This is a genomic window from Enterococcus sp. DIV1444a (assembly GCF_051712125.1).
GTDB lineage: Bacteria > Bacillota > Bacilli > Lactobacillales > Enterococcaceae > Enterococcus > Enterococcus faecalis.
Window position 1 is genome coordinate 1,425,754 of the sequence record NZ_JBIOOG010000001.1, and the last position, 21,938, is coordinate 1,447,691.

Genomic DNA, 21,938 nt, shown 5'->3' on the forward strand with positions numbered 1-21,938 from the left:
ACAATGGAAAGATTACAAAAAGCAATTGCTCATGCTGGGGTGACTTCGCGTCGCAAAGCAGAGGAATTAATTGTCAAAGGTCGCGTAAAGGTCAATGGCCAAGTGGTCAAAGAATTAGGAACGCAAGTAAGTAAACAAGATACTGTTGAGGTTGATGGTGTACCAATTTATCAAGAAGAATATGGTTATTATTTATTCTATAAACCAAGAGGGGTTATTTCTGCGGTGTCTGACGATAAAGGCCGTAAAGTAGTAACGGATTATTTTACAGATGTTACTGAACGAATTTATCCAGTCGGTCGTCTGGATTATGATACTTCTGGGTTGTTACTTTTAACGAATGATGGAAGTTTTTCACAAAAACTAACCCATCCTAAACATGAAGTAGATAAAGTCTACGTAGCAAAAATTAAAGGTGTACCAACTAAACGGGATCTATTGCCATTAGCCAAAGGCATTCGCATTGATGGCAAACGCACAGCACCAGCCAATTTTCAAATTCTTTCAGCGGACATTAAAACAGGTAGCAGTGTCGTGGAATTAACGATTCATGAAGGACGTAATCATCAAGTGAAGAAAATGTTTCAAGCTGTTGGTTTCCCTGTTCAAAAATTAAAACGTGAACGTTACGGTGAGTTGACCTTACATGGCTTGCGACCAGGGCAATATCGTGATTTAACTAAAAAAGAAATCAGTCAATTATTAAATCAAGCCAAATAAGATAAAATGATTCCAATCTCTTCGCACTTATGGCGGAGGGATTGTTTTTTTTTGAGAAACGAAGCAATCAATGAAATTTAATAAAAAAGCTTAGTTAGTTGCATTCATTGTTCAAATCGGTTACACTAAGTAAGTAAAAAAATATAATACAAGGTTCGTCTTCAGGGGCAGGGTGTAATTCCCGACCGGTGGTTATAGTCCACGACTCGTTTTTAACGATTGAATTGGTGTAATTCCAATACCGACAGTATAGTCTGGATAAAGAAGATAGGGCTTATTTGAGACGCTTTTTCATCAGATAATCCTACTCTATTTTTCCCTGCAGAAAAATAGGGTTTTTTTGTATGACAAAGAAGCGAATCAAAAAGTTCGTTGAAGATGGGTCCTTAATTGGAGGATTTCAGATGAACAACAAGGTACAAAAAATGGTCAGCATTGCAATGTTGGCTGCAATCGGTACAGTATTACAATTTGTGGCATTTCCGATTATGCCGGCGTTTAGTTTTTTGAAAATCGATTTTAGTGATATTCCGATTCTACTCGGAATGTTCTTGTACGGACCGTTAGCAGGAGTAATTACTGCTTTTGTTCGTTCGTTGCTACACCTGTTCTTAACCGGACTAGCACCGCAAAATATGGTGGGAGATTTCGCTAGCTTTTTAGCAAGTAGTATCTTCACCTTGCCAATTTTTTATTTCTTTGGTAAAAAGAAAAATATCCGTACAAATCGGATAGTGGGCTTAGTAAGTGGGATCTTAGCCTTGACAATTTTCATGAGTATTGCGAATTATTTTGTCATTACACCAATTTACTTGCAATTATATGGTGTGACCACACAACAATTTTTAGGAACATCTTTAGCTAGCTATGTGGCGATTGGTATTGTGCCATTCAACCTTATTAAAGGCCTCTTAGTCAGTGGTGTTTTTCTAGTACTACATGCGAAGTTATTGCCATGGCTATCAAAAAAACAACATACTATTCAGAAAAAAACACCGTTAACAAAATAAATGATAAAAAACCTACTGTTGAACAATGTTTGACAGTGGGTTTTTAAAATATACGCCTAAAAGAAAAGAGGTTGTCATAATCTGTCATCATTCTGTTAAAAAATACTAAACCATCTGCATTGTAATTTTAACTTTCCCTTGGTATGATAGAAACCATCAAAGAAAGAGGAGTTTTCCTGAGTGAAAAAGTGTAAAAATTGTCGTCACGTGAATCGTGATACGGAGTCCTTTTGTGAAGAATGCGGCGCTCCGCTAATGAATGAATCAATGCATCAAGAGGAAAACCAAGCACAACCATCAATGAATAAAGGGAACGAATCTACTCCTCTCAGATCAAAAAGAAGCTGGATCTGGGTGTTTCTTTTTGTGTTCATCGTTCTTGGAACGAGTAGCTATTTTCTCGGGACGCATTATTTTTCTAAGGAACAACAAATTTCTCATTTTATTGAAGCGATTGAGAATGGTGATGCCCAAGAATTAAGTAAAAAAATGAGGACGAACGAGTCTGAATTTCAAGTGAATCCGCAAAGCATTAAGCCTTTAATCACTTATTATCAAAAAAATCCAACTGAGCTAAAAAAATTAGAAAAAGCGCTATTAAAGGATAAAAAGCTACATGGTTTAACTATTCGTGAAACAAGTCAAACAGCATTTTTCTTTCACCGTTATCAATTCATTTTAACGCCTGTTTCTGTTCAGTTAACGACGAATCAGCGCGGTGTGACGCTGGCAATGAACGGGCGGGAAGTGGGCACTTCCGACTCAACTACTTATCAAAAGGAATTGGGACCCTTAGCGCCAGGACAATATACCTTTACAGCCACAGTGAAAGATAGCACCGGCGAACCTGTTATCACAGAAGAGTATCGTTTATTAGAAGAGGAAAATTATATTTCTAGTATTCCTTTAGATTTTAAACGAATGAATTTTGTTGTGGAGAGCAATCTGCCAGACGCAGATATTTATATTAATGATCGGAAAGTTGGTACGCTAACGAATGGAAGCAAAACGATTGGCCCTTTGTTCTGGTCCAAAGGGATGACGATTCAACTTAAAAAGACGATTAATGGAGAAGAAATTCAAACATCAAAAGAAACGATTGGTGAAAATGATTTTGTCGAAGCGCTCTCCGATAATCCTACGCTACAATTGAATTTTCCGTTAGCTAGCGACTATGATGCCCGCAAAGCGCTAGAAACCTTTTATCAAGCATTTGCCAAACAAGTGAAAAGTCATACGGATAGTGCAGAATTTGCTGAAAAATATCTCGTTGGTGGGGAAAATAATCCTCAATTTCCTTCTTTTATAGAAGCACTTGAACGATTACGTGAAAAGAAATCGACCGATGGTTCACCAGATTTTGAAGTGACCATTAATACGCTACAATTGGATGGTAAAGAAAATTACCATGTCAATTATTATTTAGAAGCCAAAAATTCTAAAGCAAAAGAAAATGGTCTTCGTTATGAATGGATCAATGGCCTAAATGATCAAATTCATTTAGTCAAAGAACCGCTAAAAGAAGGACAATTACAGTTTGTTTCGATAGATGAACAAACACTTGCTTGGCTCGAAAAAATACTCTAAGCAAAAATGAGTGCTAAATTATTTAGCACTCATTTTTGCTTATTTCTATTGCACGCGTGGGACATTTGCGGTACGCTTTTAACACATTCTCGCGTTCGTTTTCTGGAATAAATTGTTGTCGAGCATGCGGCTCGTCTTTAAAAAGGACAATCCCATGATCATCATAATCAAATATATTGGGCGCATAAACTTGACAAAGTCCACAAGCAATACATTTTTCAGGAACTAAACGTGATTGCATAAACAGTGACACATCCTATCTAAAAGAGGTTTACTATGGAAGCAACTTTTATTTTAGCGTTATTATCTCATGGATACAAGGTACGTGCATCAACTTTGTATCATCTTTTAAAAGGCAAACGGACTAGCTCTGTTTTGATTTATGGTTTTTTATATGATTGTTTACGGTTCATTGGCTGGTGGCCAACGATTTCCGAACAAGCCTATTTTCAATTTCTTGAAAAACTTTCGAAGGCGAAACAAATTCAGTATCACAAAGAGACAAATGAGATTCAACTAACAAAAGAAGGGCAACTATTTTTAAAGGAGCACCATTTTTCGTTACTGGATTATCCTGCAATTGATCTTTATCGTTTTGGCAGAAGTGATCGAGAAAGTTGGCAACTCATTCAATTTGCCGTGCAAGTGACTTCGTATTTATCATTTGAGGAAAAACAGTATATTCCACTTTTATCAACACCGATTCCGCAACTATATTTGAAACGATGGTTACAACAAGACAAGAAAGAGCAGCGCATTCAATCAATCAAAGAAGAACTGTTGCGAGGGTTTGAGTTACTACCTGAAGCAGAAAGCGACTATTTGGTTGCGCAACTTTTTGGTTATCAGCAAACTGGCAAAGTTCCTCAGCAATTAACAAGCCATAAGACAGCTCTTGAACAGCGTTTGTGGCACACGCAAGCGGTTCATCATTTACTGCAGTTGATAATGTACGGAGGAAACTATCCTGCTTTACAAACGCTTGTATGGCCGTATCTAGAAAAAAATCTAAACCAAAGTATGCAAGAAACTCAACGTTTGTTAACGGAAGGCAAGACGCTTCAAGAGATTGCTGAGCAGCGAAAAATAAAACTGAGTACCATTCATGACCATCTATTAGAGTTGGCTATTCAAGGGCAGCTGCAGGCGTCTGTTTATCTTGAAAAGGAGGCAATGCTCCAAAACTTGGCTCAAACAGAACAAGATCCGCGGTTATGGGTGTATCGGGATTGGCGAGCGCAAGAAGAGACGCTTTCTTATTTAGATTTCCGGTTATATCAAATCCAACAAATTTGGCAAGAAAAGGAGTGAGTGTTGTTGACATTAGAACAAGAATTATTCACTCGATTTGGTTATGCAGCGTTTAAGCCTGGTCAAAAAGAAGTGATTACAAACTTACTTGACGGTATGAATACATTGGCTGTTTTACCAACAGGCACTGGCAAATCATTGTGCTATCAATTTGTGGGCCAGAAGTTAGAGGGACTAACGGTAATTGTTTCTCCCTTACTTTCGTTAATGGAAGATCAGGTACGTCAATTACAAAGACAAGGAATTAAAGGTGCGGTTGCCTTAAACAGTACGTTACAATATTCAGAAAAGCGTTATATTTTAGCGAAAATATTTCAGTACGATTATCTGTTTTTAAGCCCAGAAATGCTTTTGCAGCAGGAAGTGCTTGGTGTGTTACAACGCCAAAAAATTGCATTGTTTGTGGTGGATGAAGCTCATTGTGTCTATCAGTGGGGCGTCGATTTTCGCCCTGAATATAGCAAATTAGATCTGGTCCAAAAACAGCTAGACTTTCCTTTGACTTTGGCGTTAACTGCCACAGCGACACCCGTTGTACAGCACGCAATAATAAAACAATTATTTTCTCAAGGTAGCTATCAAGAAGTTCTTTCTTCAGTGAATCGAAAAAATATTGGCTTGTTCGTCAAGGAAACGTCAGAAAAAGAAGAAGTGTTACTAAATTACTTATCTAAAGTTGCTGGTAAAATCATTATCTATTGCGCCACGCGCAACAAAGCAGAACAAATTAGTCAACTTATTCAGGCAAAAACCACCTTTAAGGTAGCCTATTATCATGGGGGCTTAGAGGCTAGTGAACGTAGCCGCTTGCAAGAACAATTTATTGATAATCAAATCGATATTCTTTGTGCAACGAATGCTTTTGGGATGGGAATCGACAAACCTGACGTCCGTGGAGTGATTCATTTTGATTTGCCTGATAGCTTAGAAAATTACCTGCAAGAAATTGGGCGAGCGGGACGTGATGGCCAAAAAAGTTGGGCGCTATTATTATATAAAAAAGGGGATGAATTTATTCATCGTTTTTTCTTAGAAGAGACAAGAGCGAATCGAGCAACCTTAAAATCGCTGATTGAAGGAGAAGAACAAGCAGGTTTGCTAGAAAATGCCACCGAGTTACAACAAAAATGGGTTCAAGGCTATTTAGCCAAGGATTATTCTTTTGAAGAGCTAGAGCATCGTTTAGAGGAGAAAGAAAAAGATCGTCAAGCGCAATTAAGAGGGATGCTGACGTATATTGAAACCACAACCTGTCGAAGAACGTTGATTCAAACTTATTTTCAAGAATCGATTGTAAAACAATCACCAGAAACTTGTTGTGATAATTGTGCGTTATTCTTTGACATTTACCAAGATTCAATAGTAAAATCGAACAAGACCAGCAATCAAAATGAAGAAGATTGGCGTTCTAAATTTCTAAAATTATTTAAAGAACGTGATTAATTCATTTTTTTAGTCGGCAGTTGGCAAAAGCTATGATATAATAACAAGCGAGAGAAGTTTAGGAGGAAATTAGCAGTGAGTAAAAAGGACAAAAAGAAAAACCAAGCTCGTGAGCCATGGGAACAATCAATTTATGAACCTGATCAAAATGGTGGTGGTTCTCGTTTAGCAAAACGCCAACAGCAACGAGGAAATTCATTATTTCTAACTGTTTTAGTTATTTTGCTATTATTAATTATTGCCATTCCAATTGGGACTTTCTTATGGATGATGCAAGACAAGAAACCGAACGAAAGTGCTAGCAAAAATAGCCAGCCATCTTCTTCATTAGTCCAATCATCATCAAAAGAGAAGAAAAAAGAAAGTACGTCAAAATCAGTGGAAAGCTCAGAACCAGCAAGTAGCCAACCAGCTGAAAATACAGCACCTTCAAGTTCAGATGCTGCTGCACAGCAACAACAGGACCAACAAGCACAACAACAGCAAGAGCAGCAACAACAACAAGAAGCTCAAAATCAACAACAGCAAGCGCAGCAACAGCAACAGCAACAAGCACAGAACCAACAACCTGTTTATGATACCATTCAAAGTGGCGAAGGGGCACGTCAAGTTGCCGAACGTAACGGAATGACATTAGAACAAATTTTAGCGTTAAATCCTGGGATTGATACATCTGTGTTTTATCCAGGACAACCATTACGTATTAAATAATCCAGAAAAAGAGGTTTGGACAGCACTTTCAAGGGTTAAACCGCGACGGATGATTACATGAGAATGCCAATAAGCAGAAATTTCCGAAAGATGTTTTGCGTCTTTCGAGGGATTTCGGCTTATTGCTTTTTCGTTAGAGACTCGTCATCAGTTTAAATCCAAGTTCTTTTCTTCCGATTTTAATATAAAAGAAGAAGCGCATTTTAAAGGATGCATATCAGTTAAGGAGTTTTTTCATGGGGAAAATCAGTATTGCTATTGACGGACCAGCTTCGTCAGGCAAAAGTACAGTTGCAAAAATTTTAGCAAAACAATTGAATTATGTGTATTGTGACACGGGTGCCATGTACCGAGCGATTACGTATCTGGCCTTGCAAAATCAAATCGATATTCAAGCGGAAGAGCCATTAGTAGCACTTTGTGTCAACCACACTATTTCTTTTCAGCAAGCAGAGAATGGCCAACGTGTTTTTATCGATGGCCATGAAGTGACCGAAGCGATTCGCCAGCCAGATGTAACGAATGCTGTTTCAGCTGTTTCAAAACATGCAAAAGTTAGAGAAGAAATGGTGGCGTTACAACAGAAAATTGGTCAAGCCGGCGGAGTTGTCATGGATGGTCGAGATATTGGTACTGCAGTTCTACCAAAGGCCGAAGTAAAGATATTCTTGGTGGCTAGCGTTGAAGAACGTGCCGAACGTCGTTTTAAAGAAAATCAAGAAAAAGGGATTGAGACGGATTTTGAAACCTTGAAGGCGGAGATTGAACGTCGGGATTATTTAGATTCAACCAGAGAAGTATCACCCCTTGTCCAAGCAAGTGATGCTGTGAAAATCGATACAACAGGGTTGACGATTGAAGAAGTCGTCGCCGCCATACAAAATGTGATTAAACAAAAAGGTTTTGAACTTTTTTAAAGAATTTTAAGAAAAATAGAAGAAATCGCTTTATTTTTTTACAAAAATCTCGTACTATGTAAGTATATATAGCTAAGTTTTGGAATTTTTGTTGGCATAGGAGGATAAGAGGCATGACAGATTTTGAAGACAAACAAGTAGCAAACAACGAAACAATGGAAGATGCAATGAACAGCGTTCAAGAAGTCAGTGTTGGCGATATTGTTAAAGGCGAAGTTTTAGCCATTGAAGACAAACAAGTGGTTGTCGGCATTGAAGGAGCGGGCGTTGAAGGCGTTGTTCCTGCAAAGGAATTATCGACTTTACCAGTTGAAGATGTACACGAACTTGTGAAAGTCGGTGATGTGTTAGATTTAGTTGTGATCACATCAATTGGCAAAGATAAAGAAAACGGCAGTTATTTACTGTCAAAACGCCGTTTAGATGCTAAAAAAGTTTGGGAAGAAATTGAACAAGATTTCCAAGCGGGCAAAGTAATCGAAGCACCTGTTACAAATGTTGTTAAAGGTGGTTTGGTTGTGGATGTCGGTGTTCGCGGATTTGTTCCTGCCTCAATGGTTGAAGATCATTTTGTTGCAGATTTTTCTGAATATAAAGGTCAAACACTAGCATTTAAAATTATTGAAATCGAACCTTCAGAAAACCGCTTAATTCTTTCACATAAAGCAGTTGTTGAAGCTGAAAAAGAATCGAAAAAAGAAGAATTACTTTCTTCCTTACATGACGGAGACATTGTTGAAGGAAAAGTAGCTCGTTTAACAGATTTTGGTGCATTCATTGATTTAGGTGGCGTGGATGGTTTAGTTCATGTTTCTGAAATTGCTCATCAGCATGTGGGCAAACCAAGTGATGCGTTAACTGTTGGCGAAGACGTTCAAGTAAAAATTCTTTCAATTAATCCAGAAGAAGGACGTATTTCTTTATCTATTAAAGAAACATTGCCTGGACCATGGACAGATATCGAAACAAAAGCGGCCGTTGGGACTGTTTTAGATGGAACAGTAAAACGTCTAACAAGCTTCGGTGCGTTTGTGGAAGTTTTCCCTGGTGTGGAAGGATTAGTGCATATTTCTCAAATTTCTCACAAGCATATTGCAACGCCTCATGAAGTTCTTCATGAAGGGGATCAAGTACAAGTGAAAGTTTTAGAAGTTAATCCAGAGGAACATCGTATTGCTTTAAGTATCAAAGCGTTAGAACCAAAACCTGAGTCTCAAGAAGAACCAAAAGAAGAACAGGAATATGAATTGCCTGAAGAAAATACTGGCTTTACCATGGGCGATATTTTAGGTGACGCTTTATCTGATGCGAAAGAAGAGGAATAACACGTTACTTTCTTGAAATTTATGAGTTTGATATAGCCGTAAACAGATCGGCTATGTCAAACTCATTTTTTCTTGAATTGGTTAGAAAATCAGCAGAAACTAAAACTTTTCTTGCACTTTAAGGTTTGATTAGGTAAACTAGTAAGGATTGAAATTCTCAAGGAGGGAATCAAATGGCAAATCCAACTATTGCGATTGTCGGTAGACCGAATGTCGGTAAATCGACTATTTTTAACCGCATTGCCGGTGAGCGTATCTCGATTGTAGAAGATACTCCTGGCGTAACACGCGACCGTATTTATACAACTGGAGAATGGTTAGGGCGTGAATTTAGTATTATTGATACAGGTGGGATTGATTTAGGTGACGAACCATTTATGGACCAAATCAAACACCAAGCAGAAATTGCGATTGATGAAGCAGATGTGATTATCTTTGTTGCTAGTGGCCGTGAAGGAATTACTGATGCAGATGAGTTAGTAGCAAAAATTTTATATCGTAGTAATAAACCAGTGATCTTAGCTGTTAATAAAGTTGACAATCCTGAAATGCGTAATGATATTTATGAATTTTATGCTTTAGGACTAGGGGATCCTTTCCCAGTTTCTGGTAGTCACGGTTTAGGCATTGGCGATGTGTTAGACGAAGCAGTTAAACATTTTCCTAACACTTCAGAAGAAGAGGACGAAGATACAATTAAATTTAGTTTGATCGGGCGTCCAAATGTCGGTAAATCATCATTGATTAATGCTATTCTTGGTGAAGATCGTGTGATTGTTTCAGATATTGAAGGAACAACGCGAGATGCAATCGATACGTATTTTGAATCTGAAGAAGGTCAAAAGTTCTTAATGATTGATACAGCTGGTATGCGTAAACGTGGGAAAGTATACGAATCAACTGAAAAATATAGCGTCATGCGCGCAATGCGGGCGATTGAACGCTCAGACATTGTTTTAATGGTCTTGAATGCAGAAGAAGGTATTCGGGAGCAAGACAAGCGTGTGGCGGGCTATGCCCATGAAGCAGGTCGCGGTATTATTATCGTGGTCAACAAATGGGATACAGTCAAAAAAGATACAAATACAATGCGTGATTTTGAAGCGGAAATTCGTGATGAATTCCAATATTTAGATTATGCACCCATTATTTTTGTGTCTGCATTAACCAAACAACGTTTAAACAAACTGCCTGAACTAATTGAAACAGTAAGTATGAATCAAAACTTACGGATTCCTTCAGCGTTGTTAAATGACGTTATAATGGATGCTGTAGCAATTAATCCGACACCAACCGATAAAGGAAAACGTTTGAAGATTTTTTATGCAACACAAGTGGCAGTCAAACCACCTACATTTGTTATTTTTGTCAACGAAGAAGAACTAATGCACTTTTCTTATGCCCGGTTTTTAGAAAATCAAATCAGAAAAGCATTTACGTTTGAGGGCACGCCGATTAAAATCATTCCGCGACGCCGAAAATAGTGCATTCTACCATACTTTTTTTAGATATTCAAATAAATTTATCAACTTTGAGAAAAAATGATTATTTTTTGAAAAAACTGGTTAAAATACACTAAAAACCTTGCTATTACAACTTTCTTATGCTATCTTGTTAACAGAATATTGAACCAGATCAATATTTGCTGTCTGTTTTTGGACCACTCAAAAATAGACGGAACTTTAGGTGTGTAAAAACATCGTATCTCTTATAGAGGAGGTGAAATGATCCATGGCAAATAAAGCAGAATTAATCGAAAACGTTGCATCTTCAACTGGTTTAACTAAAAAAGATGCTACTGCAGCAGTAGACGCTGTCTTTTCAACAATTCAAGAAACTCTTGCTAAAGGTGAAAAAGTTCAATTAATCGGTTTTGGTAACTTTGAAGTTCGCGAACGCGCAGCTCGTAAAGGACGTAACCCACAAACTGGACAAGAAATTCAAATCGCTGCAAGCAAAGTACCTGCATTCAAACCAGGTAAAGCATTGAAAGATGCAGTGAAATAAGACAGACAATTAGAACCCTTGGTTTCCAAGGGTTCTTTTTTTGAATCATACATACAAAATGTTATTTTAAGAGGTTCTTCTTAGTCAAAATAAGGAGATCTTGCTTTTTTGATAAAAAGAGAAAGATTTATGAATGAAAGACAAAAATAAGTTGTTGCTAGTAGCTGTTTTTTAGTGGTTATGCTAGACTTGGGGTAAAGGAAGAGGAAACAGTCTTAAGGTGGTGAATCAATGAAATACAACTATTCTAGAGGGCAAAACAAGGTCGCTATTATTTATGGAGAAACATTTGCTTCCGTCCTAAAAAAACGACCAGTAACGCCGGAATCAATTGTTGTTTTGGCGAATCAGCGTTACTATGATCTTTTTTCGGAGAAGATTAATTATGCCTTTGGGGAACAGTCGGGATTAAACTGGTACATTTGTCGCAATGATGTTCATTGCAATGACTTATCAGAATTAGAAAGTGTGTTACGTTTCTTAGCTGATTGACCAGAAAATCAGGAGGTTTTATTGATTGGTTTGGGCAATGAAGGGGTACTACAATTAACCGCATTTTTGCACCAAGTAAGTAAGTGTTCTTCCAAATGTTGGCTGATGCCTGTATCTGTTCAAGCGTTACGCCAAGGACTTTTACCAAGTGTCACAATTCAGCAAGCACAGCATGCAACCATGCATATAGAAAATCATTCGGAAGAAATCTTGTTTGATAGTACCTTGACCAATAAAAAAGGTGCCGCCCCTTTAATTGATTTGCTCGTTTTTATTCGCGTGGGCCTTGTCTGTGATTATACTTATTTACAAATGCTGTACCAAACGTATCCAGATAAAAAACGGTTGAATCAAACGTCATTTAATGGTATTTTAGACGAGTTGTTATCTTTTTATGAACAAGCAGGGGAAAAAGTGGATCAATTTGGCCGAGTTTTTGAAGCGGCCTTTGCTACAACCGAAAACGGCCATTTGTTATCAGGGCCCATGAAACGATTATTGGGATTATTGTTACAAGTTTTATGGAGCCAGCAAGTCAATCACTTTGACTTTCAATTTAAAAATTTTATCGTTTGGTTTATTCGCTTAGGTTTTCCAGTGGCGTTTCCAAAAGAAATTTTAAGTGCTGATTACGCAGAACAAGTTTTGCTTCACACAGAAACACTAGGTCCTCCTATGGTGTTGGAAAAAATCGGTCAACTAGGAGCAGCTTTAAAGCCAACGCCCGATCAACTGTTAACAACGATTGAAAGATACCAAGAAATTTTAAAAGAGATTTGAGGGGAAATTATGTCATATAGTGAAAAAATGGTTCAAGCATTACAAGCTGAAAATTTAGCAGAAGCACAGTTGATGTTTGAAGAAGCATTAAAGAAAGATGATGAAAATACCTTAGCTGATTTAGGGGAAACGTTATTATCTTTAGGTTTTCTAGAAGAAGCCAAACAAATTTTCCAACAGTTGTTGGAACAATTTCCCGATGCAGATGGCTTAAACATTCCATTAGCAGAAATCGCCATTGAAAATAATGAAATAGATGACGCATTCATCTATTTAGAAAAAATTCCAGAAACTAGTGACAGTTATGTCCAAAGTCTCTTAGTCACTGCGGATTTGTACCAAGTTTTAGGGATTCCAGAAGTCAGTGAAGCGAAATTAAAAGAAGCAGCCAATCTTATGCCAGAAGAGCCGTTAATTCAATTTGCTTTGGGAGAACTATATTTTACAAATGGTCAATTTGTCGAGGCTATCACTCGTTATCAAAGCATTGTAGAAAGTGGGACAGCGCAAATCTCTGCTATTTCCTTGAATGAACGCTTAGGAAGTAGTTACAGCATGTTAGGTGATTTTGAAGAAGCAGTTCCTTATTTGGAAGCCGCAGTCAAAGAAGAACAAACAGACGATCGTTTATTCCAGTTAGCTTTCACTTATTTACAGTTACATGAGAATCAAAAAGCCATTGCTTTGTTCCAGCAATTAAAAACACTAAACCCACATTATCAATCACTTTATCTATATTTAGCGGAAGCGCTCCAAAAAGAAGAGCAATTGGAGGAAGCAAAAGCGGTTATCGAAGAAGGAATTGCGGAAAATCCTTTCCAAGTAGAGTTATACCAATTTGCCTCTGAAAATGCCTATCGCTTACACGATATTGCTGGTGCTGAAAACTGGTTGTTAAAAGCTTTGGAATTAGGTGAGAAAACAGATGAAAGTCGTTTGACCTTAAGTAATCTCTACATCACGGAAGAGCGTTTTGAGGAAGTAATTACTATCTTAAATGATTTAGAGGAAACGGATCATCCTTATGCTGAATGGAACTTAGCAAAAGCATACAACGAATTAGAAGACTTTGCCATCGCTAAAGTTCATTATGAACAAGCAGCGCAAGAATTGTCTCACGAACCAGAATTTCTAAAAGAGTATGCATTGTTCTTACGAGAAGAAGGCGAACTTGAAAAAGCGAAACACTTGTTGTACCACTATTTGGAACATGAACCTGGTGATGTAGATATGCAATCTGTGCTAGCAGATATGGAAGAAAGATAGGAATCGACGATGTTTGTTAGTTTAGCAGAAAAGAAAAAATTTTTAACTTGGTTAGTGAATACAGTGCCTTTTGGAAGAAGAGAAGTATTGTGGATTTTAAATTACTTATTAACGCACGATGCGATTTTAAATAATGTTCATTTTGTTGAGAACGTAGAGAAAACCGATCGGGGGATTCGTGTGGTAGCAGATGGTTTAGGTAAGGAGCCGTTATTACTTTTTATCCAAGCACAAGAATTTACAGATCCAGAACAAATTTTTCACGAGATTCGGATGAATTGGCGAAAAGCTCTTTATTTAGAATGTGTATTTCCAGAGGCTTGGCAAACGAGACAGTATTTATCTGTTTTAGAAGATAATCCGTTTGCGCCTTGGAATGAACAAGTGGATCAGGAAGTTGCCAGAGCGATTAATCAATACTTTAAGCAAGAAGAACAAACGCAACGAATGGCATTAATTAAAGCTCAAATTGATGATGCTTTAGAAACAGGCAACAAAGAAGCGTTTTTAGAATTATCCGATGAATTAAATCGTTTAAAACAACAATAAATAAAACCCAGCATTTTCAATAAATGCTGGGTTTTATTTATTGTTTTAATTTAAAGAGCCGTTGTTTGCTGGGTTTTGCATAAGTAAAGCCTTCACCAATTGCTTCGTGTACGTTAATGATGGACACAAAGGCTTTTTCATCTATTTCATTAGCAATCCGTTTCACTTCCATTATTTCTCGAGGACTAACTACCGTGTAGAGAACCCGTTTTTCTACTTGTGAATAAGCACCTTCACCATTTAAATATGTTACTCCACGTTCTAAAGAGGCCATTAAACTTTGACCGATTTCTTCGGAATGATTGGAAACAATTAAAATTCCTTTCGCAGCATAGGCTCCATCGAGTACAGAATCAACAACACGACTGAAAACAAAGGACACAATTAAAGTATACATCATTCGTTTGACATCAATATAGGTCAACGAGAGGAGTAAGACTGCAACATCAAAAAGCAACAACGAGCGGCCCATGCTAATCCCAAAGTATTTTTCGAAAATGCGGGCAATGACGTCGGTCCCGCCAGTGGTTCCGCCTACGCGGTAAACAAGACCACTCCCGAATCCCGCGGCCAAACCAGCTAGGAGAGCAGCAATTAATAAATCATGATCTAAATTAATTTCAACAGGAAATTTTTGCCAAAACCACAAAAATACCGATAACGACACGGTACCAATTAGCGTATAATAGAGGGAACGTTTGCCTAAAATTTTACCACCAATTAATAAGAGCGGGATATTGATTAATAATGTCGTATATGCTGGGTTAAAATGAAATAAGGCTCTTAAAATTAAAGTAATCCCCGTGACACCACCTTCGGCCAGGTCATTGGCAATATTGAAAGTAACCAAACCAAAGGCATAGATACAGCTTCCTAATACAATAAATAACACATCTTTAAAATAAAATCTTTGTTCTTCCATTTAATCACGTCCTTTTACAGTATAAACTGTATCATTCTCTATATAAAACAACAAGTAGAACCTTTCCAGATAGCCAAGTTTTTGATAAGATGTAGGAGGTAGAGTAAGAAAGGTTGGGGTAAAATGTCAGAATCAGAACAACGTAGTTTGCAATCGATGCAAACAGAAGTTGATGATTATATTCAACAATTTAAAACAGGTTATTTTTCACCATTAGGACAAATGGCTCGTTTGACGGAAGAGGTCGGAGAATTAGCCCGTGAAGTCAATCATTATTATGGTGAAAAACAGAAAAAAGCAGACGAAAAACCAAAGACAGTATCAGAGGAACTTGGAGATGTCTTTTTTGTATTGATTAGCATGGCAAATTCTTTAGAGATTGATTTAACCGAAGTTTTTGAAGAAAATATGGCCAAATTTAACAAGCGGGATCGCTATCGCTTTGAAAGAAAGGATGGGAAAACACATGATTAAAATAATTGTCGCTGGGTTTAAGGGACGGATGGGTAGTACTGCTACACAAATGGTCTTAGAAACCGCAGATTTCGAATTAGTAGGTGTGTATGATCCTCATGAAGCACAAGAAACCGTTTCTTTCAATGATGAAACAGCAGTTCCTGTTTTTCAGCGCTTAGAAGAAGTCCTAGCTGTCAAACCAGATGTTTGGATTGATTTTACGGTTCCTGAAGCCGCCTATCCAAATACGCGTTTTGCGTTGGCGCATGGTATGGCGCCTGTTGTTGGGACTACAGGCTTTACGGAGGAACAAATCAACGAATTGACAAACCTATCTCGAGAAAAAGCTACCGGCGGCTTAATTGTGCCAAACTTTGCAATTGGGGCAGTTTTAATGATGCAATTTGCCCAAAAAGCGGCACAGTATTTTCCAGATGTGGAAATCATTGAATTACATCATGATAATAAATTGGATGCACCAAGTGGAACGGCTATAAAAACTGCAGAAATGATTCAAGAAGTTCGGCCGGCAAAAAAACAAGGGAATCCGCAAGAGGTAGAATCAATACCAGGGGCACGCGGGGCTGATTTCGAGGGTCTGCGAATCCATAGTGTTCGCTTACCTGGTTTAGTTGCACACCAACAAGTCCAATTTGGCAGTGTAGGTGAAGGGCTCACTATTCGGCATGATTCTTATGATCGGCGTTCATTCATGACAGGAGTGGCGTTAGCTTGTCGGCAAGTGGTACAGAGAACTGAACTACTTTACGGATTGGAACAGATACTATGAAATTGACAACCATTCCAAACGAATTTAAAGAAGCCGCTCCCGTTATTCGTGAAATCAATGCACAGGGCTTTGAAGCGTATTTTGTCGGGGGCAGTGTCCGTGATGCTTTATTAAATAAACCAATCCATGATGTCGATATTGCGACAAGTGCCTATCCAGAAGAAATCAAGCAAATTTTTAAACGAACCGTTGATGTGGGCATCGAACATGGTACAGTCCTTGTATTAATGGAAGACCAACAGTATGAAGTAACAACTTTTCGTACCGAGTCAACGTATCAAGACTTTCGCCGACCAGATGAAGTCACCTTTGTTCGCTCCTTAAAAGAAGATTTAAAACGGCGAGATTTTACGATTAATGCCTTGGCGCTGGACAGCACAGGTGAAATCATTGATTTGTTTGATGGTATCGAAGATTTAACTAATCAAACCATTCGTGCAGTCGGTAATCCCCATGAGCGGTTTCATGAAGATGCTCTGCGGATGATGCGGGGCTTACGCTTTGCGAGTCAATTAGATTTTAAAATTGAAGAGAAAACCTTAGCCGCTATCGCTGAATTTCATCCTTTATTGGAAAAAATTTCAGTAGAACGCATTACGATTGAATTTGTAAAAATGCTTTTAGGGGTTAATCGACAAGGTGGCTTAGCTCCGTTTATTGAAACAGAATGCTATCAATATTGTCCCAAATTACGAGAACAAGGGGCTGGACTTTTTCGTTTAATGGACTTGCCTGCTCGTCAAATTGAAACAGAAGCAGAAGCATGGACGTTACTTATCCAATCCTTGAATTTACCAGAAGCAGAAATTCGCTCCTTCTTAAAAGCTTGGAAACTTTCAAATCAATTAATTCAAAACGTTTCACAATTAGTGCACGGTCTGCGTTTTCGCTTGAGTAACGACTGGCAGCCAATGATGCTTTATGAATTAGGTGAAGAAGCAGCAGTACTTGTTGAAAGGCTTTTATATTATTACCAACAAGAGAGTCAAGTACAAGTAACAAAAGAGTTAGTTAAGGCATTACCCATCCATCAAAGACATGAATTGGCCATTACAGGAAAAGACCTTTTAGCCGTCTTAGAAGAAACACCAGGCAAATGGTTAGGGGAACTGATTGCTGAAATCGAGCAACACGTTGTTGAAGGTAGCTTAGAGAATAAACAAGAAGTTCTACTTTCGTTTGCCAAAAAACAACGTTCAAAAGGAGAGAAAGCATAATGCCAACAGAAATGTTTATGAAAGAATTTTTGGTGAAAGAATCACAAACAGCTAAAATGCTCGGTTCTGGTGACTTAGAAGTTTTGGGAACCCCTGCTTTAGCTGCTATGATTGAACAAACCGCCAAAGAAGCTGTAAAGGACCAATTATCAGTTGGGGAAACAACTGTCGGAACGGTGTTAGAATTGCGTCATTTATATCCATCCGCGGTAGGAGCGACACTCGTTGTTACGATGACCAGTATTGAACAGACTGCACACAAAATACGCTACGAATTTGTTGCTTATGAAGGAGAACGACAAATTGCAAAAGGTTCTCACCAACGTGCAGTAGTTGAGATTGATTCTTTTTTAAAAAGAATAACAAAAGATTAAGAACCTACAGCGAAAGTTTGTGACCGTTTATCAAAAGTATGGTAAACTAATAATGTAAGAAATTATTTTTAAGTAAGGAGATTTGTGCGATGGCTAGAGAAATGACAGGACTTAAATTTTATTTCAGAAATGGTGAAACTTGGACGATTGATCGTCGTTTTATTGGTGATTTATGGATCAAACATATTACAACAAGTTTTGGCCGTATCCATGGTAGTGAATTTGTTGAAATTCATCCATGTGAAGGGTTCAAAATTGAAATTTTCCAAGAAGGAGATCATGTTCAAACCCACGATATTAACTTAGGTGGCTTAGAATTAGGGATGTTCTCTCGTGCTTTAAAATATGAAGATATCGAACGTATGGAAATTCTTTACAAAAATGGCACACCAGATTTAGTTTACTTCCCTTACAAAGATAAAACAGATGAGGGCTTGGATAACATCTATCAATCTACAAAAGTCAGCGAAAAAACTAAAAACTTATACATTGTTATCGATCCAACACAAACAGTTGATGATGTATACGCTGAAGAATTAAAATAATTTTTGCCCCACAGGAATCAGTGAAATGACTGGTTCCTGTGGCTTTTTTGAGCCTTTTGACAAATAAAATAACATTGGTTTTAATGAAATAGTCAAAAAAATAAGCGAATAAGTGTTGACACATGTTTTTTCTAGCGGTATACTGTTAACAATTCTTAATTAAATCAGTTTTGGAGTGATTCTTATGACAACAACGAAGAAAAACCATACACAACTGAATAACTTTTACTTTAGCTATTTTAGATAGGTTTGTATTCATAACATTATGGGTACAGACAGCAAACGTTTGTATCTATAATGGCTAGGGAAATTTAAGATGACTTTCAGCCATGTAGATTTAAGAAAATCTATAGTGGCTTTTATATTGCTTTTTTGTAGGGTATTCGCTGTAGATTTTTCTTAAAATTTACTGTGAATATCCTTTTTGTTTGGCCAAAAATTAGGATTTCAGAAACTTACTAAAAAAATTTCGTAAAGGAGCACACAGGATGAAAGAAATAACTGGATCTACTCGTTTAGCTGGGCTATTCGCGAAACCCAGCCGACACAGTATTTCACCGTTGATTCATAATACAGCATTTCAAAATTTAGGAGTTGATGCTCGGTATCTGGCGTTTGACGTTGGACAAGAGACACTGCCACAAGCAATTGAAGCGATTCGAACGTTTCACATGTTAGGGGCCAACTTATCAATGCCCAATAAAGTGGCGGCTGTAAGTTATATGGATGAACTAAGTCCTACCGCCCAACTGGTTGGCGCGATTAATACGATTGTCAACAAAGATGGAAAACTTTACGGAGACAGCACGGATGGTACTGGTTTTATGTGGAGTTTGAAAGAGAAAAAGGTTGACGTTTTTCAGAATAAAATGACCATCTTAGGAACAGGTGGTGCAGCCTTATCAATCATTGCCCAAGCTGCTTTAGATGGCGTGAAAGAAATCGCCGTTTACAACAGGAAAAGCGCGGGGTTTAACAACAGTCAAAAAAAACTGGCAAATTTCACTGAACGAACCAACTGTGTAATTCATTTAAACGATTTAGCGGATACTGAAAAACTAGCAAAAGATGTTGCTGAAAGCGTCTTGTTAGTTAATGCAACGAGTGTGGGTATGCATCCACATGCGCATAGTAGTCCTATAGAAAATTATGCAATGATTCAACCAAAGTTATTTGTGTATGATGCTATTTATAATCCCAGAGAAACACAATTATTAAAAGAAGCCCGTTTACGTGGCGCAGAAACAAGCAACGGCTTGGACATGCTACTTTATCAAGGAGCTGCTGCTTTTGAACAATGGACAGGACAAAAAATGCCTGTATCAGTCGTAAAACGTAAAATTGAAAATAGATAAAAAGAGCGCCGTTTAAAGGCATGAGGAGAGAATATAATGATCGTAATTATGAAAGAAAATGCAACCGAAAAGCAAATGAAACAAGTCATTGATTTAGTAACAGGTGCAGGCTTAACTACTCAAACAAGTCAAGATAATGGAAAAACAGTGATAGGCTTGATTGGTGATACAGAAAAATTAGTTGAAGCAGAGTTAACAGCATTAGAAGGCGTGGAAAAAAGTGTTCGCATTTCGTTGTCTTACAAACTAACGAGTCGTTTATTTCATCCAGAGAATACAGTGGTTGATGTGAACGGTGTTAAAATCGGTGACGGCAGTATGACCATGATGGCGGGCCCTTGTTCAATCGAAAGCTTAGATCAGATTCGTGAATGTGCGCGAATTGCTAAAGCTGGCGGTGCAACAATTTTACGAGGTGGTGCATTCAAACCTAGAACGTCGCCATACGCTTTCCAAGGACTAGAAGAAGAAGGACTGAAATACATTCGCCAAGCGGCTGATGAATTAGATATGCAAGTCATTACAGAAGTGATGGATGAAGCGAATTTAGAACTTGTCGCAAAATACAGTGACATTTTACAAATCGGTGCGCGCAACATGCAAAATTTCAAGTTATTACAAGCGGTTGGTAAAACTGGAAAACCTATCGGCTTAAAACGCGGGATTGCTGGTACGATTGATGAATGGCTAAATGCAGCTGAATACATTGCTGCGCAAGGGAATTTCAATGTGATCTTCATTGAACGTGGGATTCGTACGTACGAAACTGCTACGCGTAATACACTTGATTTAAGTGCGGTGCCTTTAATTAAAAAATTAAGTCATTTTCCAATTATTGTTGATCCGAGTCATGGTGTTGGTATCTGGGATTTAGTACCGCCAATGGCCCGAGCAGGTGTTGCTTCAGGTGCAGACGGTTTGATTGTAGAAATTCACCCAGATCCAGCGAATGCGTGGTCAGATGGACCACAATCCTTGAATGAAAAAACTTACCTACGTATGATGAAAGAAGTTCATATCATCGAAAAAGCAATGAAAGAAATTAATGCTTTAGAAGATTAGTAAAGACAGAGGAGTAGAGGACATGAAATTAACCGTAACGTTACCTACACATTCATATGATTTAACCATCGAAACAGGTGCCTTAGATAAAATTGGCACCTGGGTACGTAGCCTGTGGCAGCCCCAACGGGTAGCGATTATTACCGATGAAACGGTGAATAAATTATATGGCGCAGCTGTTGAGAAAGAATTGCAAGCTGCTGGTTTTGAAACATCATTGATTGCTGTAGCGGCAGGTGAACAAAGTAAGAGCCTCGAAACAGCCCAGCTGCTTTATGATTTTTTAGCGGAACAGCAATTGACTCGAAGTGATGGTCTAATTGCTTTAGGTGGAGGCGTTGTGGGAGATCTAGCTGGGTTTGTCGCTTCAACCTATATGCGCGGCATTCACTTTTTGCAAGTACCAACAACATTACTGGCACAAGTAGATAGTAGCATTGGAGGTAAAACAGCGGTTAATACTAAAAAAGCCAAAAATCTTGTCGGTACTTTTGCCCAACCAGATGGGGTTTTAATTGATCCTAATACACTTAAAACATTAGAACCAAGACGTGTGCGTGAAGGAATTGCAGAGATTGTAAAATCAGCAGCTATCGCTGATGTTGAATTGTGGCACCGTTTATCCTCTTTGGAAAATGAACAAGATTTAGTGGCACATGCAGAAGAAATCATCACGGCCTGTTGCAAGATTAAACGTGATGTCGTCGAAGAAGATGAATTAGATTTGGGCTTACGTTTGATTCTGAATTTTGGGCATACGATTGGCCACGCATTAGAAAATACAGCTGGTTACGGGGTGATTGCTCACGGTGAAGGCGTTTCTTTAGGAATGATTCAAATAACTCAAGTCGCAGAACAACAAGGGCTTTCCCCACTTGGGACTACCCAAGAGTTGGTCACCATGCTAGAAAAGTTTCATTTACCAGTAACCACAGATCGTTGGCCAGAAGAATGTCTCTATCAAGCAATTACACATGATAAAAAAACACGTGGGGGACAAATTAAAATCATTGTCTTAGAAAAAATTGGTCAAGCGAAAATTGTCTCTTTACCAACGGAAGAAATTCGAGCATTTTTAAACAGAGAAGGAGGAATTTAA

22 protein-coding genes, 1 pseudogene and 1 riboswitch are annotated in these 21,938 nt (G+C 38.1%); of the genes and pseudogenes, 21 read left to right on the forward strand and 2 right to left on the reverse strand.

Going from position 1 to position 21,938, the window contains the following annotated elements; translation table 11 throughout:
- The first annotated feature begins 3 nt into the window (after window positions 1-3).
- The 3 genes from IGI87_RS07020 (at window position 4) to IGI87_RS07030 (ending at window position 3,317) form a co-directional block, all read left to right on the forward strand.
- Window positions 4-720 (forward strand): pseudouridine synthase, encoded by a 717-nt coding sequence (locus IGI87_RS07020; RefSeq protein ID WP_438736538.1) that lies wholly within the window; start codon window positions 4-6, stop codon window positions 718-720.
- Between the two features lie 153 nt (window positions 721-873).
- A riboswitch (FMN riboswitch) is annotated at window positions 874-993 on the forward strand.
- Window positions 994-1,064: 71 nt separating this feature from the next.
- On the forward strand, window positions 1,065-1,730 hold the full coding sequence (locus IGI87_RS07025; RefSeq protein WP_002382314.1) for an ECF transporter S component: 666 nt from the start codon (window positions 1,065-1,067) through the stop codon (window positions 1,728-1,730).
- 255 nt (window positions 1,731-1,985) lie between these two features.
- On the forward strand, window positions 1,986-3,317 hold the full coding sequence (locus IGI87_RS07030; RefSeq protein WP_438737416.1) for a zinc ribbon domain-containing protein: 1,332 nt from the start codon (window positions 1,986-1,988) through the stop codon (window positions 3,315-3,317).
- A 22-nt stretch (window positions 3,318-3,339) separates the two neighbouring features.
- On the opposite strand, the gene IGI87_RS07035 is transcribed toward IGI87_RS07030, so the two are convergent.
- Window positions 3,340-3,558, reverse strand: coding sequence for a ferredoxin (locus tag IGI87_RS07035; RefSeq protein ID WP_002357617.1), 219 nt, complete (start codon window positions 3,556-3,558; stop codon window positions 3,340-3,342).
- A gap of 35 nt (window positions 3,559-3,593) precedes the next feature.
- Between IGI87_RS07035 and IGI87_RS07040 the strand changes: the two genes are divergently transcribed.
- The 10 genes and pseudogenes from IGI87_RS07040 (at window position 3,594) to IGI87_RS07085 (ending at window position 14,118) form a co-directional block, all read left to right on the forward strand.
- Window positions 3,594-4,628, forward strand: coding sequence for a helix-turn-helix domain-containing protein (locus IGI87_RS07040; RefSeq protein WP_438736539.1), 1,035 nt, complete (start codon window positions 3,594-3,596; stop codon window positions 4,626-4,628).
- Window positions 4,629-6,071 carry a RecQ family ATP-dependent DNA helicase gene (locus IGI87_RS07045; protein ID WP_438736540.1) on the forward strand — a complete coding sequence of 481 codons (1,443 nt, stop codon included), beginning with the start codon at window positions 4,629-4,631 and terminating at the stop codon, window positions 6,069-6,071.
- A gap of 75 nt (window positions 6,072-6,146) precedes the next feature.
- Window positions 6,147-6,782 (forward strand): LysM peptidoglycan-binding domain-containing protein, encoded by a 636-nt coding sequence (locus tag IGI87_RS07050; protein WP_438736541.1) that lies wholly within the window; start codon window positions 6,147-6,149, stop codon window positions 6,780-6,782.
- 236 nt (window positions 6,783-7,018) lie between these two features.
- Window positions 7,019-7,699: a (d)CMP kinase gene (gene cmk, locus IGI87_RS07055; protein WP_002357612.1), complete on the forward strand. Its 681-nt coding sequence runs from the start codon at window positions 7,019-7,021 to the stop codon at window positions 7,697-7,699.
- Between the two features lie 113 nt (window positions 7,700-7,812).
- Entirely contained in the window at window positions 7,813-9,024 is a 1,212-nt protein-coding gene (gene rpsA / locus IGI87_RS07060) for a 30S ribosomal protein S1 (protein ID WP_104858209.1), read from the forward strand.
- Between the two features lie 173 nt (window positions 9,025-9,197).
- Window positions 9,198-10,508 (forward strand): ribosome biogenesis GTPase Der, encoded by a 1,311-nt coding sequence (der, locus tag IGI87_RS07065; protein ID WP_002360340.1) that lies wholly within the window; start codon window positions 9,198-9,200, stop codon window positions 10,506-10,508.
- A gap of 247 nt (window positions 10,509-10,755) precedes the next feature.
- On the forward strand, window positions 10,756-11,031 hold the full coding sequence (locus IGI87_RS07070) for an HU family DNA-binding protein (protein WP_002357604.1): 276 nt from the start codon (window positions 10,756-10,758) through the stop codon (window positions 11,029-11,031).
- 231 nt (window positions 11,032-11,262) lie between these two features.
- Window positions 11,263-12,303 (forward strand): annotated as a pseudogene (locus tag IGI87_RS07075) (hypothetical protein).
- Between the two features lie 9 nt (window positions 12,304-12,312).
- Window positions 12,313-13,569 carry a tetratricopeptide repeat protein gene (locus IGI87_RS07080; RefSeq protein WP_438736542.1) on the forward strand — a complete coding sequence of 419 codons (1,257 nt, stop codon included), beginning with the start codon at window positions 12,313-12,315 and terminating at the stop codon, window positions 13,567-13,569.
- A 9-nt stretch (window positions 13,570-13,578) separates the two neighbouring features.
- The gene (locus IGI87_RS07085) at window positions 13,579-14,118 is read left to right on the forward strand and encodes a ReoY family proteolytic degradation factor (RefSeq protein WP_438736543.1); all 540 of its coding nucleotides are present in this window, start codon (window positions 13,579-13,581) and stop codon (window positions 14,116-14,118) included.
- A 37-nt stretch (window positions 14,119-14,155) separates the two neighbouring features.
- On the opposite strand, the gene IGI87_RS07090 is transcribed toward IGI87_RS07085, so the two are convergent.
- Window positions 14,156-15,040, reverse strand: coding sequence for a YitT family protein (locus tag IGI87_RS07090; protein WP_174097058.1), 885 nt, complete (start codon window positions 15,038-15,040; stop codon window positions 14,156-14,158).
- A gap of 123 nt (window positions 15,041-15,163) precedes the next feature.
- On the opposite strand from IGI87_RS07090, the gene IGI87_RS07095 reads away from it, so the two are divergent.
- From IGI87_RS07095 to aroB, 8 genes are all read left to right on the forward strand, one after another.
- The gene (locus tag IGI87_RS07095; protein ID WP_002363944.1) at window positions 15,164-15,514 is read left to right on the forward strand and encodes a nucleotide pyrophosphohydrolase; all 351 of its coding nucleotides are present in this window, start codon (window positions 15,164-15,166) and stop codon (window positions 15,512-15,514) included.
- Window positions 15,507-16,286 carry a 4-hydroxy-tetrahydrodipicolinate reductase gene (gene dapB / locus IGI87_RS07100; protein WP_438736544.1) on the forward strand — a complete coding sequence of 260 codons (780 nt, stop codon included), beginning with the start codon at window positions 15,507-15,509 and terminating at the stop codon, window positions 16,284-16,286. Before IGI87_RS07095 ends, dapB begins: the two co-directional genes overlap by 8 nt.
- Entirely contained in the window at window positions 16,283-17,503 is a 1,221-nt protein-coding gene (locus IGI87_RS07105; RefSeq protein WP_438736545.1) for a CCA tRNA nucleotidyltransferase, read from the forward strand. Before dapB ends, IGI87_RS07105 begins: the two co-directional genes overlap by 4 nt.
- Window positions 17,503-17,877, forward strand: coding sequence for a thioesterase family protein (locus IGI87_RS07110; protein WP_280210463.1), 375 nt, complete (start codon window positions 17,503-17,505; stop codon window positions 17,875-17,877). The genes IGI87_RS07105 and IGI87_RS07110 overlap by 1 nt, the downstream gene beginning before the upstream one ends.
- A gap of 89 nt (window positions 17,878-17,966) precedes the next feature.
- The gene (locus IGI87_RS07115; protein WP_002357586.1) at window positions 17,967-18,422 is read left to right on the forward strand and encodes a hypothetical protein; all 456 of its coding nucleotides are present in this window, start codon (window positions 17,967-17,969) and stop codon (window positions 18,420-18,422) included.
- A gap of 488 nt (window positions 18,423-18,910) precedes the next feature.
- Entirely contained in the window at window positions 18,911-19,777 is an 867-nt protein-coding gene (aroE, locus tag IGI87_RS07120; protein WP_438736546.1) for a shikimate dehydrogenase, read from the forward strand.
- Window positions 19,778-19,813: 36 nt separating this feature from the next.
- Entirely contained in the window at window positions 19,814-20,839 is a 1,026-nt protein-coding gene (gene aroF, locus IGI87_RS07125) for a 3-deoxy-7-phosphoheptulonate synthase (protein WP_002363948.1), read from the forward strand.
- Window positions 20,840-20,861: 22 nt separating this feature from the next.
- Window positions 20,862-21,938 carry a 3-dehydroquinate synthase gene (aroB, locus tag IGI87_RS07130; protein WP_113794017.1) on the forward strand — a complete coding sequence of 359 codons (1,077 nt, stop codon included), beginning with the start codon at window positions 20,862-20,864 and terminating at the stop codon, window positions 21,936-21,938.